This is a genomic window from Neptuniibacter caesariensis (assembly GCF_000153345.1).
Taxonomy (GTDB): domain Bacteria; phylum Pseudomonadota; class Gammaproteobacteria; order Pseudomonadales; family Balneatricaceae; genus Neptuniibacter; species Neptuniibacter caesariensis.
Window position 1 is genome coordinate 192,057 of record NZ_CH724127.1, and the last position, 14,177, is coordinate 206,233.

At 47.0% G+C, this 14,177-nt stretch carries 13 protein-coding genes and 1 pseudogene; 11 read left to right on the plus strand and 3 right to left on the minus strand.

Annotation, left to right across the window (positions count from 1 at the left end; all coding sequences use genetic code 11):
* On the minus strand, positions 1-736 hold a 736-nt coding region (locus MED92_RS14765; RefSeq protein ID WP_007022373.1), incomplete at its 3' end, for an SDR family oxidoreductase.
* A gap of 382 nt (positions 737-1,118) precedes the next feature.
* Here MED92_RS14765 and MED92_RS14770 point away from each other — a divergent pair.
* The 10 genes and pseudogenes from MED92_RS14770 to MED92_RS14815 all read left to right on the plus strand — a co-directional run bounded on the left by MED92_RS14770 (position 1,119) and on the right by MED92_RS14815 (position 11,480).
* A complete protein-coding gene (locus MED92_RS14770; protein ID WP_007022374.1) occupies positions 1,119-1,631 on the plus strand; it encodes an FxsA family protein in 513 nt (170 codons plus the stop codon).
* Between the two features lie 149 nt (positions 1,632-1,780).
* Positions 1,781-2,068 (plus strand): co-chaperone GroES, encoded by a 288-nt coding sequence (locus MED92_RS14775; protein WP_007022375.1) that lies wholly within the window; start codon positions 1,781-1,783, stop codon positions 2,066-2,068.
* A 63-nt stretch (positions 2,069-2,131) separates the two neighbouring features.
* Positions 2,132-3,777, plus strand: a pseudogene (gene groL / locus MED92_RS14780) (chaperonin GroEL).
* A gap of 111 nt (positions 3,778-3,888) precedes the next feature.
* Positions 3,889-4,785 (plus strand): hypothetical protein, encoded by an 897-nt coding sequence (locus tag MED92_RS14785; RefSeq protein WP_007022378.1) that lies wholly within the window; start codon positions 3,889-3,891, stop codon positions 4,783-4,785.
* A gap of 104 nt (positions 4,786-4,889) precedes the next feature.
* Complete coding sequence (thpR, locus tag MED92_RS14790; protein WP_007022379.1) at positions 4,890-5,450, plus strand: RNA 2',3'-cyclic phosphodiesterase; 561 nt, start codon at positions 4,890-4,892, stop codon at positions 5,448-5,450.
* A gap of 96 nt (positions 5,451-5,546) precedes the next feature.
* A complete protein-coding gene (trhP, locus tag MED92_RS14795; RefSeq protein ID WP_007022380.1) occupies positions 5,547-6,863 on the plus strand; it encodes a prephenate-dependent tRNA uridine(34) hydroxylase TrhP in 1,317 nt (438 codons plus the stop codon).
* A gap of 5 nt (positions 6,864-6,868) precedes the next feature.
* Positions 6,869-7,711, plus strand: coding sequence for a prenyltransferase (locus MED92_RS14800; RefSeq protein WP_007022381.1), 843 nt, complete (start codon positions 6,869-6,871; stop codon positions 7,709-7,711).
* A 144-nt stretch (positions 7,712-7,855) separates the two neighbouring features.
* Positions 7,856-9,220, plus strand: a complete 1,365-nt coding sequence (locus MED92_RS14805) for a transporter substrate-binding domain-containing diguanylate cyclase (protein ID WP_162010871.1) — start codon at positions 7,856-7,858, stop codon at positions 9,218-9,220.
* Between the two features lie 167 nt (positions 9,221-9,387).
* Positions 9,388-10,893, plus strand: a complete 1,506-nt coding sequence (locus MED92_RS14810; RefSeq protein WP_007022383.1) for a fumarate hydratase — start codon at positions 9,388-9,390, stop codon at positions 10,891-10,893.
* 206 nt (positions 10,894-11,099) lie between these two features.
* Positions 11,100-11,480, plus strand: a complete 381-nt coding sequence (locus MED92_RS14815; RefSeq protein WP_007022384.1) for a c-type cytochrome — start codon at positions 11,100-11,102, stop codon at positions 11,478-11,480.
* A 39-nt stretch (positions 11,481-11,519) separates the two neighbouring features.
* Here the strand turns inward: MED92_RS14815 and MED92_RS14820 are convergent, their stop codons facing one another.
* The gene (locus tag MED92_RS14820) at positions 11,520-11,840 is read right to left on the minus strand and encodes a hypothetical protein (protein WP_007022385.1); all 321 of its coding nucleotides are present in this window, start codon (positions 11,838-11,840) and stop codon (positions 11,520-11,522) included.
* A gap of 128 nt (positions 11,841-11,968) precedes the next feature.
* On the opposite strand from MED92_RS14820, the gene MED92_RS14825 reads away from it, so the two are divergent.
* Positions 11,969-12,424: a flavodoxin gene (locus MED92_RS14825; protein WP_007022386.1), complete on the plus strand. Its 456-nt coding sequence runs from the start codon at positions 11,969-11,971 to the stop codon at positions 12,422-12,424.
* Between the two features lie 122 nt (positions 12,425-12,546).
* On the opposite strand, the gene MED92_RS14830 is transcribed toward MED92_RS14825, so the two are convergent.
* Positions 12,547-14,169 carry a methyl-accepting chemotaxis protein gene (locus MED92_RS14830; protein ID WP_007022387.1) on the minus strand — a complete coding sequence of 541 codons (1,623 nt, stop codon included), beginning with the start codon at positions 14,167-14,169 and terminating at the stop codon, positions 12,547-12,549.
* Between the last annotated feature and the right edge of the window lie 8 nt (positions 14,170-14,177).

The window sequence follows — 14,177 nt, forward strand, 5'->3', positions numbered from 1 at the left end:
CACGACCGCTGACGTAGTCGTTTTCCAGGATGAAGGTAACAGTCTTAGCAATCTCTTCTGGCTGACCCAGGCGTTTAGCAGGAATGCCAGCAGCGATTTTGTCTAGGGCTTCCTGTTTCATGCTCATAACCATCTCAGTACCGATATAGCCAGGAGCGATGGAGTTCGCACGGATGCCGTAGCGAGCCAATTCTTTAGCCCAAGTAACTGCCATTGCCTGTACGCCAGCTTTAGTAGCAGTGTAGTTGGTCTGGCCCATGTTGCCGTTACGTGAGATGGAGGAGATATTGATGATGCAGCCCTGAGTGCCCAGGTCGATCATCTGTGCTGCTGCTTCACGAGCACACAGGAATGTACCGGTCAGGTTAACATCCATAACCAGATTCCACTGGTCCATAGACATTTTCTTAGCAACCTTGCCAGTTTCACGGTCTACTTTCAGGAACAGGCCGTCACGAGTGATACCGGCGTTGTTTACCAGACCATTGAGTGTTCCGAAATCAGCTACAACATCAGCAAACAGCTTTTCAACTTCGTCTTCTTTGGCAACGTTGCAGAGGTAAGCGCGAGCTTCAACGCCTTTTTCCATGCAAAGGCCAACAGTCGTATCCAGATCTTCCTGGCTCAGATCAGCAAGTGCCAGTTTTGCACCTTGTGCAGCCAGTTCAAGCGCCATTGCGCGACCAAGACCACGGCCACCGCCAGTGATAACGATTACTTTATCTTTGAGTTCCATTGAGGATTACCCTTACTTCGATTTGACTCTATATTTATTGTGCGTTGCGTCATTGTGCAGAAATTAAACTTATCCCGCTTTTGCAAAAAGTCCACATCTTGTCTGATAGATTCATTTATCAATAAGTTCTATAGACCTTTGAAGGAGTTTTTTTGTTTCGTAACGCGTTTGCTAAGCATATGTTTTAGCTTGCAAATATTGCGCTGCACTATACTTGAGTGCTTGTTTATTAAATTTTCTATACAGCAGGGTATCCACTTATTTCTGATGCGGGAAGTGAAAAAAAATTCACCAATCTTGAATTTTATGAACTTCGCCCATAGGAATATAGGACTGCTATTTTGTGGGAGGCATATGATCCTGCATAACGTTGAGGCGTTTCATGAAGTTTTTATTCTTGCTGTTTATTATTGTTCCTATTATTGAGATCACGGTACTCATTAACGTTGGCGAGGCTATCGGCGCCTGGAACACTGTTGGTCTGGTTCTGCTCTCAGCATTTATTGGCGTAAACATGTTGCGCTATCAGGGGTTGTCGACGCTCGCAAGGGCACAGCAAAGAGCCAATCAGGGGGAGATCCCGGGTCAGGAGATGGTTGAGGGTATCGTTCTGGCCGTGGGGGGAGCATTATTAGTCACTCCAGGCTTTGTAACCGATGTTATTGGTTTTAGCTGTTTGATCCCGTTCACGCGTCAGGCATTCGCTAAATCATTGTTAAGCCGCTTTACGGTGATTGCTTCTCAGCAGCAACATCAGGCGTCGGCTCAATTCTACAGCTCCGATCCTTTCCAGAATGCGGGGAATCCTGAAGAGCGTTTACAGCCGAATCAGCGCGATCAATCGGCTTCTCAATCCGGTGATGTGATTGATGGTGAGTTTGAGCGCAAAGATTAAGTGCTATAAATAGCAAAAAAAATTATATCGGGGTGTTGAATTCATTTTTAATGCCCCAACTAAGCAATGCAAAGACAGTTGCACTTTGCGACTGTTCATAACAAACACTATGTTGATTTTGGTCAGACAAAGATCAGGAGAGAAAACAGATGAAAATTCGTCCACTTCACGACCGTGTAGTTGTTCGTCGTAATGAAGAAGAAGCTACTACTGCTAGTGGTATCGTACTGCCTGGTTCCGCTCAGGAAAAACCAAACCAGGGTAAAGTTATCGCTGTTGGCGAAGGTCGTATTCTGAATAACGGTGAGCGTCAGGCGCTGACTGTTCAGGTTGGGGATACAGTTCTGTTCGGTGGTTATGCGAACACAGTTAAAGTTGACGGTGAAGAGCTGTTGATTCTAAGCGAAAACGAAATTTACGGTGTGCTGGAAGACTAATTCCGGTTGAACTTTTCGTTTATCGAGCATTACGTAAAGAATTTTTGATACAGGATTTTAATCATGGCTAAAGAAGTACTATTTGGTAACGACGCTCGTCAGCGCATGCTGGCTGGTGTAAACATTCTGGCTGACGCTGTTAAAACAACACTGGGCCCAAAAGGTCGTAACGTTGTTCTGGATAAGTCTTTCGGTGCGCCAACCGTAACTAAAGACGGTGTATCTGTTGCGAAAGAGATCGAACTGGAAGATAAGTTCGAGAACATGGGCGCTCAGATGGTTAAAGAAGTGGCTTCCCAGGCAAACGATGTTGCTGGTGACGGTACAACAACGGCAACTGTTCTGGCTCAGGCAATCGTAAATGAAGGTCTGAAATCTGTTGCTGCAGGCATGAACCCAATGGATCTTAAGCGCGGTATCGACAAGGCTGCCGCTGCAGTTGTTGCTCAGATCCAGGATATGGCTGTGCCATGTGCCGATAACAAGGCGATCGCTCAGGTAGGTACTATCTCTGCTAACGCTGATACTCAGGTGGGTGAGATCATCGCTGAAGCGATGGCTAAAGTAGGTAAAGAAGGCGTTATCACTGTAGAAGAAGGTTCTGCGCTGGAAAATGAGCTGGATGTAGTAGAAGGCATGCAGTTCGACCGCGGTTACCTGTCTCCTTACTTCATCAACAACCAGGACAACATGTCTGCAGAAGTTGAGCAGCCGTTCATCCTGTTGGTTGATAAGAAAATCTCTAACATCCGTGATCTGCTGCCAATCCTGGAGCAGGTTGCTAAAGCATCACGTCCACTGCTGATTATCGCAGAAGACGTAGAAGGTGAAGCACTGGCAACGCTGGTTGTGAACAACATGCGCGGCATCGTTAAAGTTGCAGCGGTTAAAGCACCAGGTTTCGGTGATCGTCGTAAGGCGATGCTGGAAGATATCGCTATCCTGACTGGCGGTACTGTGATCTCTGAAGAAGTCGGTCTGACTCTGGAAGAAGCTTCTCTGGAACAGCTGGGCCAGGCGAAACGTGTTTCGATTACTAAAGAGAACACAACGATCGTTGACGGTGTTGGCGTTGCTGAGAGCATCGAAGCACGTGTTGCTCAGATCCGTGCACAGATGGAAGAGACTTCTTCTGACTACGACCGCGAGAAACTGCAGGAGCGTGTAGCTAAGCTGGCAGGCGGTGTTGCTGTAATCAAAGTGGGTGCAGCGACTGAAGTTGAGATGAAAGAGAAGAAAGCACGTGTTGAAGATGCTCTGCACGCAACACGCGCTGCAGTAGAAGAAGGTGTTGTACCTGGCGGCGGTGTTGCGCTGATCCGTGCTCTGTCTTCTGTTGGTGAGCTGAAAGGTGATAACCACGATCAGTCTGTAGGTGTTGAACTTGCGTTCCGCGCTATGGAAGCACCACTGCGTCAGATCGTTGGTAACGCAGTGAAGAAGGTTCTGTTATCGTATCTAAAGTACGTGAAGGTGAAGGCAACTTCGGTTTCAACGCGGCGAACGGTGAATACGGCGACATGATCGAAATGGGTATCCTTGACCCTGCTAAAGTAACTCGCTCTGCTCTTCAGGCTGCGGCTTCTGTTGCTGGCCTGATGATCACTACTGAAGCGATGGTTGCTGATAAGCCATCTGAAGGTGGTGCACCTGCTATGCCTGATATGGGCGGCATGGGCGGTATGGGTGGCATGGGCGGCATGATGTAATCATCCCCCCCTGGACACTGAGTACAACGAAGAGCCTCGCATTTTGCGGGGCTTTTTGTTTCTGCGTAGAATACGCATAGTTTCCGTTTTACTTGATGTGTAGAGAACACTATGAACCGTGATGATGATATTAATGTACCAGATCTAGGCCCTGCCGAGCCTTCTTCAGAAGGTCGTGCGGCTCCCGTATCAGCTCAGCCTGCCGCCAAGGCTCAGGCGGGTTCAGGTAGCCAGGCAAGCTCATCCGCTTCAGGTGCGAGCCCTGTGCTGTATCTGGTGATGATTGTTTTGGTGGTCGCAGTGTCTGCCCTGGGGTATTACGGTTATGAAATGCAGCAGTCTCTGAAAGAGCGTGAAGCGACGTTTGAGCAGGCGCAGGGACAAATTGGGCAATTGGAACAGCTGTTAAAGCAAGCAGAGCAGGGCGCTGCGCAATCGGGCGAGGCTTTGCAAGGAAATGTGACCTCTCTGGAATCGACATTAAAGCAGAAAGATAAACAGCTGGACTCAGAAATTGCAAAGCTATGGGCTATCGCGCATCAGAAGAATAAGCCGTTGATTGAAAAGCAGGCGAAGGAGCTGGCAGCGCTTAAAAAGTCGTTGGCAGAGCAAGGTAAGAGTACTGATGCGCTTAAAGCTCGTCTGGCAAAACAGGAATCTGCGCTTAAGAAAGCCTCTGGTGCGGGCTCGGAAGTAACTAAACTTAAGAAACAGCTCTCCTCTGAAATTAATAAAGTTAATAAGCTTGTAGCACGGCTTGAAGCTGAGCTGAGAACCGGAGCTGAGCTAGCTCAGGAGCAGACCGATGAGCTGATTAAAACCCAGCGTCAGTTGAGCGACAGGCTTGTGGCGCTTGAAGGTAAGAGCAATGCGGATCTGGTTCGCCGGGTGAAACTGAACGAGCAGGCGGTTAGAGCTTTTGATGGCACGCGTCGCCAGTTGAATCAGGATCTACTGCAGGTGAAGCAAAAGCTGAACAATTTGCAGTTACAGCTTGAGCAAAAGTAAGCTGAATAAAAAATAACCAGCTTGCTGCTTTCTAATGTTTGCCATCTGCCAAGCATAAAGGCAAAATAGCCGGTTCCTCACATATAGGGATAAATTAGGACTCTATGAAGATCCGTGCTTTTTTTGCACTGACACTGCCCGATTCTGTTGTACGCTGGTTGGCGGATCATGCTGATACGCTTTGCGAGTATGACAAGAAAACGGAAGTGAACTGGGTTGACTCTGATCGTTACCATCTGACGCTCTCTTTTTTAGGGGACATTGAGTTAGGCCAGGTTGAAGATCTTGAAGCCTGCGCGCGCGAGTGCTTAGCTGATTTCTGTTCTTTTCAGGTACACATCAATGCGGCTGAGTATTATCGGGTGAGTAAAAAGCTTGCCTTGATTGCGGCGTTGCCTGACGTGCATGAAGAGCTCCAGCAGCTACATGACCTGACCGTTGATGTAGCTAAGAAAGCGGGTGTGACCTATGAGGAAGAGGACTTTAAACCGCATATTACTCTGGGGCGTCTGCCCGGTAAAAATGGTTTTAAATCACCGGAAAAGTGGCCTGATCTGGATATGTTTAGTCTGGCTGACTCGGTTGTTTTATTTCAGAGTAAGCCAGGTGAAGACGGTTCTATCTATACGCCGTTATTTGAAATTCCGCTTAAGGATCTCTCCTGAGTCGGTTTTTTTCAAATAACAATCTTTGACTTTTAATATCACTCCTTTTTTATGATCAATCCTGAGCTATTGTCTCCTGCGGGAACACTTAAGAACATGAAGTATGCGTTTGCCTATGGTGCAGACGCAGTCTATGCTGGCCAACCTCGTTACAGCCTGCGTGTCCGTAATAACGATTTTAATATGGATAACCTGGCTGAAGGTATCGACCTTGCTCATCAACTGGGCAAAAAGTTCTTTCTGGCAAGTAATATCCTTCCGCACAACAGTAAACTGAAGACCTATATTGATGATCTTCGGCCTGTGGTTGAGATGGGGCCTGATGCATTGATTATGTCCGATCCGGGGTTGATCTACCTGGTCAAAGAGCATTTCCCGCATATGCCGATTCATCTTTCTGTTCAGGCAAACACGATGAACTGGGCGTCCGTAAAGTTCTGGCATTCCATGGGTGTAGAAAGGGTGATTTTATCCCGAGAGCTTTCTTTGGATGAAGTTGAAGAGATCCGTCAGCGATGCCCTGAAATGGAAATCGAAGTGTTTGTTCACGGCGCATTGTGTATCGCATACTCTGGTCGCTGCCTGCTTTCCGGATACATCAATAAGCGTGACCCTAACCAGGGGACTTGTACTAACAGTTGCCGTTGGAAATACGATGCTCATGAGGCGAAACAGGATGAATCGGGCGATATTATTCCTGTTGAACAGTTTGATCCAAATGCGGCACAAGACGTGAAGCCTGATCTAGGGGTGGGTAAGCCAACGGATCAGATCTTCCTGCTTCAGGAAGAGACGCGTCCTGGCGAATATATGCCTGCCTTCGAAGATGAACATGGCACCTATATTATGAACTCTAAGGATCTGCGTGCGATTCAGCATGTACACCGTCTGGCTGAAATGGGTGTCGATTCTCTTAAAATTGAGGGTCGTACTAAGTCTCACTACTATGTGGCACGTACTGCACAGGCTTATCGTAAAGCGATTGATGATGCGGTAGCGGGCAAGCCGTTTGATATGAGCCTGATGGATGAGTTAGAGAATCTGGCTAGCCGTGGTTATACCGAAGGGTTCTATCGTCGTCATGTTCATGACGAGTACCAGAATTATGAGACGGGTAACTCTGTTGGCGTACATCAGCAGTTCGTTGGTGAGGTGATGAGTTATCAGGACGGTATGCTCGAAGTGGATGTTCGTAACCGGTTCCTTAAAGGCGACACGCTTGAATTGATGACACCTCAGGGCAATCATAAATTTAAACTGGATGAGATGATCGATAAGAAAGGTAAGCAAGCAGATGTGGCGCCAGGTTCTGGCCATGTTATGCGCATTCCAATGAATATCGACGCCGATCTGGAATATGCGCTGATTATGCGCGATCTGCCTAATGCCCCGGAGTATAGCCGTCAGGGCTGATTCTGATGTCTGCCGATCGCTATTTGTTCAAACGAGCGCTACGCCCATTTTCATTTAGTGTAGCGCTTGTTGTTTGTGGTACAGGTATTCTTGCCGCATATCGTGCAGGCTATAGCGATGGCTTTCTCGCCTCTCTTATTCTTATTGCCGGCTTGGCGCTTCAGGCCGGTGTTAACCTGATCAACGACTATTCTGATTTAGAATCCGTAAAGAGTGACCTGATTGCGGTGTCTAGAATACGCCGTAACTTCCTGTTAGGTAACGGCTGTTTTCTTCTCGCTGCGGGGATAGGTCTGTATTTGATCCTGTCCTCGGGGCCAGCTCTATTATGGATCTCTTTAATCGGTATTCTTGGCGCGCTTGGCTATACGTTGGAGCCGATCAATTACAAGCGGCGTGGGCTGGCTGTTTTTCTGGTTTTCTGGCTGATGGGCGTTCTTATGGTGACGGGCGCATATTATGTTTTTGCTGCTGATGTCACATTAACGGTATTCCTCCTGTCTCTTCCGGTGAGCTTATTCACTTCGCTTCTGCTGCTGAGTAATGAGATCAGGGATTATGAGTCGGATCGCGATGATGGGATCAAAACGCTGACGGTTCGTATCGGTTTGCGGGCCGGCACCATTCTGTATTGTGTGAGCCTTTTCGCCATCTATCTAATAAGCTTTGGGTTAAGCATTATGGATATTTTACCCATGGCATTTTGGGTGTTCCTGAGCTTTCCTTTGGCACTTTTCCCACTTAAATTTATTTCTAAGCCGGCTCAGATGAGAACGCCTGTAACCCCTGCAACTGGTCTGGCGTTTATGGGATTTGGTGCTGTTTATTGCAGTGCTTTCCTTTTTTAAATTGATTCTGTTGACAGATCCTCTATAGGGTCATAGCCTGAAGGTAACGTAACGGGCTGTGGCAGTATGTTATTCATAAGGAAATCCATAACGCTGTTTTTGGTGCTGCTGTGTTTCTTTTCAGCAGCATCTGCGGCAGAAATTGTGCTCACGGAAGAGGAAGCTGATTGGTTGCAGCGCAATGCTGTTATCCGTTATGCACCAGCGCCCAACTATCCTCCAATTGAGTACTTTGATGAAACTCAGCGTCATCTGGGGGTGACCCCGGAACTCCTTGATCTGATGCTTGCTAAGGTTGATCTGCCTATTCGCATCGAACGTTTTAATAGCTGGGAAGAGGTAATGTCTGCGACCCGTTTGGGCAAAGTGGATATGCTGGGTTCTGTTGCGAAAGTGCCAAAGCGGCAAGCCTATCTGAATTTTTCTGAGCCTTATATCACTTTACCCACGGTAATCTATATGCGGGAGAATGAAGGTTATAGCAATCTCTCGTTAGAAGAGTTGTCCGGTAAGCGCGTGGTGGTTATAGAAGATTATGCCTCTGCAGATTTTGTTCAGGATAATTTTCCCGAGATCTCCTTAATTAAAGTGCCAGAAATCTCCATCGGTATTCGGATGGTTTCTTATGGTATGGCGGATGCGATTGTCGTTAGCCGAGCGACTGCTGCTTACTACATGCAGCAGCATAGCCTGACAAACCTAGAGGTTGTGGGTGAAACAGGAATGACCTGGAAGCTTCGGTTTGCAGTTCGAAAAGACTGGCCCGAGTTAAATAGCATTATTCAAAAGGCTTTAGATTCAGTTTCTGAAGCAGAACTTGAGGCGCTCATAGAGAGACATTTAAAGCAGGGGTATGCAACTCAAGTGCTTTCAACGGAAAGACTGAAAGAGGTTTCGGTTTGGGTCGGGGCTTGCCTGCTTGTTATGCTGTTTGCTTTGAATCTGTATCTGATCTGGCGTCATCGAGGGCATAAATATCACCTGGAAAATACGCAAAAGCAGAAACATGAATTAGAAAGTCAGCTGCAAAGGTTGCAAACGATTGATGCAGAAACCGGATTAACCACCCGCCATGCTTTTCTGGCTGAGGCAAATAAAGAGCTAGCAAGATATCATCGCTATGGCAGCAGCTTTGCTATTTTTGTTATTGAGGTACCCTCACTTCAGAAATTGAGGCGTATGGGGGATTTCAAAACAGCTGAAGAGGTCATGAAACAATTAAGCGTGATCATCAACGAGGAGATTCGTGAACAGGATCTATGTGGAGATCTGGGCGATGGTTGCCTTGGCGTATTGTTGCTAAAGGTTGATGAAATGAGTGCTGATATTGTCGGTAAGCGACTCAGACAACGAGTAGATAGCCCGGGGAGTTTGTATATTCATGGTGTCGCCACACCCGCAAGCCTTCTGATTGGTGTTGCAGTTCCCCGTGCTGTAACAGGTTCCGTTGATGAATTAATTCAATTAGCGGATTCAAAACTCTATGCGATGGGCAATCCTGGCGAATAATACCAATGCCCGACACCTTAGTGTGATTCTTTTAGTGTATAATCCAGCCGCAGTTAATACTCTCCTTCGAGAAGAGAGAATAACAGGATGAGGCTAAGGTATTTATTACCCTGATTAATCCTCAAATAATTCAGCCTTTTGACAAGAAGCTTACTGGGAGCCACCGAATGAGTGTAATCCGCCAAGACGATTTCATCAGCAGTGTTGCTGATGCATTGCAGTTTATCTCTTACTACCATCCGCTTGATTTTGTTCAAGGCGTACACGAAGCCTACCTGAAGGAAGAAAACCCAGCGGCAAAAGACGCAATGGCGCAGATCCTTATCAACTCCCGGATGTGTGCTGAAGGTAAGCGACCTCTATGTCAGGACACAGGTATCGTTACCGTATTCCTGAAAGTAGGTATGAACGTAACTTGGGATGCTGAAATGAATGTAACTGACATGGTGAACGAAGGTGTTCGTCGTGCGTACATGCATCCTGATAACGTTCTACGTGCATCTATTCTTGCAGACCCTGCAGGTAAGCGTCAGAACACAAAAGATAATACGCCAGCGGTAATTCACTATGAAATTGTTGACGGTGACGAAGTAGAAGTTCACGTTGCAGCGAAAGGCGGCGGTTCTGAAAACAAATCCAAGATGGTTATGCTTAACCCATCTGACAGCATCGTTGATTGGATTGTTAAAACAGTACCAACAATGGGTGCGGGCTGGTGCCCACCAGGCATGCTGGGTATAGGTATCGGTGGTACTGCTGAGAAAGCAGCAGTCATGGCCAAAGAATCTCTGATGGATCCAATTGACATTCATGAGCTGCGCGAGCGTGGACCACAGAATCGTGTTGAAGAGCTGCGTCTGGAAATCATGGATGCAGTTAACGAATTAGGTATAGGTGCTCAGGGCTTGGGTGGTTTGACGACTGTTCTTGATATTAAAATCAAGGATTACCCAACGCATGCGGCTTCACTGCCTGTTTGCATGATCCCTAACTGTGCCGCGACTCGCCATACGCACTTTACATTGAACGGTAGTGGCCCTGCAGTTCTGACGCCGCCAAGCCTGGATGACTGGCCGGATGTGACCTTTGAGGTGGGCTCTAACACACGTCGTGTAAATCTTGACGAGATCACTCCAGAAGCAGTTAAAGAGTGGAAAGTCGGCGAAACGATTCTGTTGAACGGTAAAATGCTGACAGGTCGTGATGCAGCGCACAAGAAAATGGTAGAGATGCTAAACAATGGCGAAGAGCTACCAGTTGATCTTAAAGGTCGCTTCATCTACTACGTAGGCCCAGTTGATCCAGTACGTGATGAAGTCGTAGGTCCTGCTGGCCCAACAACATCTACACGTATGGATAAGTTCACTCGTCAGGTTATCGAAAGCACAGGCCTTCTTGGCATGATTGGTAAGTCCGAGCGTGGTCCTGTTGCAATTGACGCAATTAAAGACAACGAAGCTGTTTACCTAATGGCTGTGGGTGGTGCTGCTTACCTGGTATCTAAAGCGATCACTAACGCTGAAGTACTTGCATTCCCTGAAATGGGCATGGAAGCGATCTACGAGTTCGAAGTTAAGGATATGCCTGTAACGGTTGCAGTCGATACTTCAGGTGAATCTGTTCATACAACAGGCCCGGCTAAGTGGAAAGAGATTATCGCTAAACAAGCGTAATTCTTACCTGATAAGGCTATTACAAAAAAGCGCAGCGAAAGCTGCGCTTTTTTTGTGCTTGTGACTATTGTTTTTTGTATTAGACCTAAGTTTTCGGTTCTCATTCTTTAGCACTGACTCGTTCTTAAAACTGAGCGAGATCAACTATTGTGCGCTGCGGTAGGCATAGACTCGAGGCATAACTTATTCATCTCGAGGGGAAAAAGATGAAAACTATAATTACAAGTGCTTTGGTTTTAGGTCTGTCTTTGTCATTTTCTGTATCTGCAGTCGCTGATGACGATGCAATGATGCAAGCTGCGGGTAAAGAACTGTTTAATAAGTGCTCTGCATGCCATTCTCTGGACAGTAGCAAGAATGCGTTCGGTCCGGATCTAAGTGGCGTGGTGGGTCGTAAAGCTGCTTCTCTTCCGCGTTTTGCTTACTCAGAAGCGTTACAAAAGTCCGATATTACCTGGACTGAAGCAAACCTACGTAAGTGGATTGCTGGCAATGATCAGTTTGTACCGGGTACACGTATGCGCCATGTCGAGATCACGGACAAGGCCGAGCAGGACTATCTGATCGCATACCTGAAAACGCTATAATTGAGTATAGGAGATGCGCCAGATCAGCTGGCGCATTTTCTAAGATACATCCAGCAGCTTTTTCTGCTCAGCCATATACCGAGGCATCGGACCTGCGTCCTCGTAGATCTCTTCCCCATCCTCAATCCGTATTACCTTGCTGCCTTGTATGTAAGGCATTTTAGCTTCCAGTTCATTCAGGGCCTCGTGAATCAGAGTGGCCACCACATCATCTTTTGAAAGCTTATACATCCGTGAAAGTGCTTCGAGTTTGATTGAATCACCCTGATAGATAGACAGGCTTTCGGTTGTGCGGCTGTTAATCTTCTTGGCGCGGCTTTCCCATTCATTCAACAGCCCGGACAGACTCTCATTACCCATGCTGTATTCCCCCTCTTTGAATACATAGTTTCAGTGTAGGTGGAGAATTAGAAAATGCCATTAACACCTCTATTGATGAAAGGCTAAGGAAAGCGGCACAATACGGCCTCAGGCTGGAGGTGTAGATTATGGCAAATATTAAAATTCTCGTGGGCACTGTTTATGGTAATGCCCAGGATGTCGCGGAAATGTGTCGTGAAAACTTAGTGGCAGCAGGACATGAGGTTTCATTGCTTAGGCAAGCGACGATCGATGAAGTTGTAGTAGACGAAACAGAAATTTTGCTTGTGTGCACTTCTACGACAGGCCAGGGTGAAATTCCTGATAGTTTGCTGCTTCTATATTGCCAGCTGCAGGATAAACAGCCGGATTTAAAGCATGTTAAATATGGCCTGATCTCATTAGGTGATAGTTCATATGACACTTATGCTGAAGCTGGATGGTTAATGGATGAGTTGTTTCAGAAGATGGAAATGCAGCGGATTGGCGAGCCATTGCTTATCGATGCATGTGAAACGTTAACCCCTAATGAGCCGGCTGAAAATTGGCTTGTAGGATGGGCAGACTCAATAGCATCAAAGTAACGATGCATTCAGGTAACGATGCATTCAGGTAACGATGCATTCAAGTAACTTTGCATTCAAGTAACTTTGCATTTAAGTAACTAGGGGGCGGGTGGTGGAGCCTTCAGGCCCCACCGAAATTTTCATACTTTAAATTGTGAAACTTGTCTTTCCAGCTCTACAGCGAGCATGGATAGTTGTTCGCTACTCGCTGCGACTGTTTCCGATGCGAGGGCGGTTTCGTCAGATACGCGGGCGATATTAACCAGGTTTTGATTCATTTCATCAGCGACCTGCGTTTGTTGTTCTGTCGCAGCTGCTACCTGAATCGCTAGGTCACGGACTTGGTCCATCTGCTCAACAATCCTTATTAGTTCTTTACCAGCATGGTTCGCCGTATCAACGCTCTGTGCTGCGCCTTCGGTCGAGCGCTGCATTGAAATGACGGCTTGTTTGGCCCCGTTGCGCAGCCTATCATTCATATCTCTGATCTCACTGGTTGAGGACTGTGTTCTCATGGCCAGCTGCCTTACTTCATCAGCAACAACGGCGAAGCCTCGACCGGATTCACCCGCCCTGGCGGCTTCGATCGCTGCATTCAGTGCCAGCAAGTTAGTTTGCTCTGAGATACCTTGTATTTGTTCGAGTACATTACTGATTTGTTCGGTATCTGCTTCAAGACTTGTAACAACGGATGCGGCTTGCGTAATCTCTTCGGCTAACTGTTGAATTCTGGCGATGGTGTCTTCCACATCTTCATTTCCTTCCTCTGCCTCATGGTCCACGGCATCTGTAGCTCTAGCAGATTCGGCAGCACTTTTGGAAATCTCTGTAACTGTGCATGTCATCTCGGTCATTGCCGAGGCAAGCAGCTCTGTTTCACTAGACTGCTGGCGGGCACCGGCACTCGTTTCCTCTGCGCTGGAGGCTAATTGAGTAGCGCTATCCTGGAGTTCTTTAATTGACGCGGCAAGGTGATGAATAAGTTGTTGAAAAACATCCAATGTTGAGTCGATGCAGCGGCCAAGGTGACCAATCTCATCCCTGCTCGTAAAGTGGGTTCTTTGGGTTAAATCTTTCGCTGAAACCTTCTCAAGAACAGCCTCCATTTCTGAAAGGGGCTTAGTTACGCTCCTGACAATCGGTAAAGCTAAACCAAGTAAGACAATGATAATTAAGGTGACTTGCCATAAAAAATGGAGTAGTTCAGTTATGAACGCATCCTCTATGTCATCGACATACACACCGGTACCAATGACCCAGCCCCACTCATCGATAGAAGATGCAAAACTGATTTTTGGAACCGGCTTATTACTGCCCGCTTTGGGCCAGTTATAAGCGAAGAAATTTCCGGAATTGGGTTGATTGGCTAGTGCGGCCATTTCTTGAAATACGGCAACACCTTCTTCAGTTTTTGTGGAAGCAAAATTCTTGCCTTTGAGTTCAGGGTTGCCGCCGTGGGCGACCATATTGGCCTGGGCATCGAAGATGAAGAAATACTCTGAGCCACGGTATTTCATCAGTTCAATCGTCCTGATGGCATTTTTCTGAGCATTTGACTTTTCGATCCCTGCTGCGTTCATAAGCGCGATCTGGGTATCTATAACGCCCGAAGCAGAATCAACAAGAGATTGAATTTCTGCCTCTCTGGCCTGATATAATTCGCTACGCCATTGTAACAAGCTGAATGATTTTATAACGACGACTGCGATGGTTGCGACTAAAACAAGTATACCAAGTCGGGATCTGACGGATAGGTTGTTCATTGAACGGC

Excerpts from the sequence above, each read along its gene's own strand:
- MED92_RS14770 (WP_007022374.1), top strand. The coding sequence starts at position 1,119 with ATGAAGTTTTTATTCTTGCTGTTTATTATTGTTCCTATTATTGAGATC.
- MED92_RS14775 (WP_007022375.1), top strand. The coding sequence starts at position 1,781 with ATGAAAATTCGTCCACTTCACGACCGTGTAGTTGTTCGTCGTAATGAA.
- MED92_RS14785 (WP_007022378.1), top strand. The coding sequence starts at position 3,889 with ATGAACCGTGATGATGATATTAATGTACCAGATCTAGGCCCTGCCGAG.
- thpR (WP_007022379.1), top strand. The coding sequence starts at position 4,890 with ATGAAGATCCGTGCTTTTTTTGCACTGACACTGCCCGATTCTGTTGTA.
- trhP (WP_007022380.1), top strand. The coding sequence starts at position 5,547 with ATGAAGTATGCGTTTGCCTATGGTGCAGACGCAGTCTATGCTGGCCAA.
- MED92_RS14800 (WP_007022381.1), top strand. The coding sequence starts at position 6,869 with ATGTCTGCCGATCGCTATTTGTTCAAACGAGCGCTACGCCCATTTTCA.
- MED92_RS14810 (WP_007022383.1), top strand. The coding sequence starts at position 9,388 with ATGAGTGTAATCCGCCAAGACGATTTCATCAGCAGTGTTGCTGATGCA.
- MED92_RS14815 (WP_007022384.1), top strand. The coding sequence starts at position 11,100 with ATGAAAACTATAATTACAAGTGCTTTGGTTTTAGGTCTGTCTTTGTCA.
- MED92_RS14820 (WP_007022385.1), bottom strand. The coding sequence starts at position 11,840 with ATGGGTAATGAGAGTCTGTCCGGGCTGTTGAATGAATGGGAAAGCCGC.
- MED92_RS14825 (WP_007022386.1), top strand. The coding sequence starts at position 11,969 with ATGGCAAATATTAAAATTCTCGTGGGCACTGTTTATGGTAATGCCCAG.
- MED92_RS14830 (WP_007022387.1), bottom strand. The coding sequence starts at position 14,169 with ATGAACAACCTATCCGTCAGATCCCGACTTGGTATACTTGTTTTAGTC.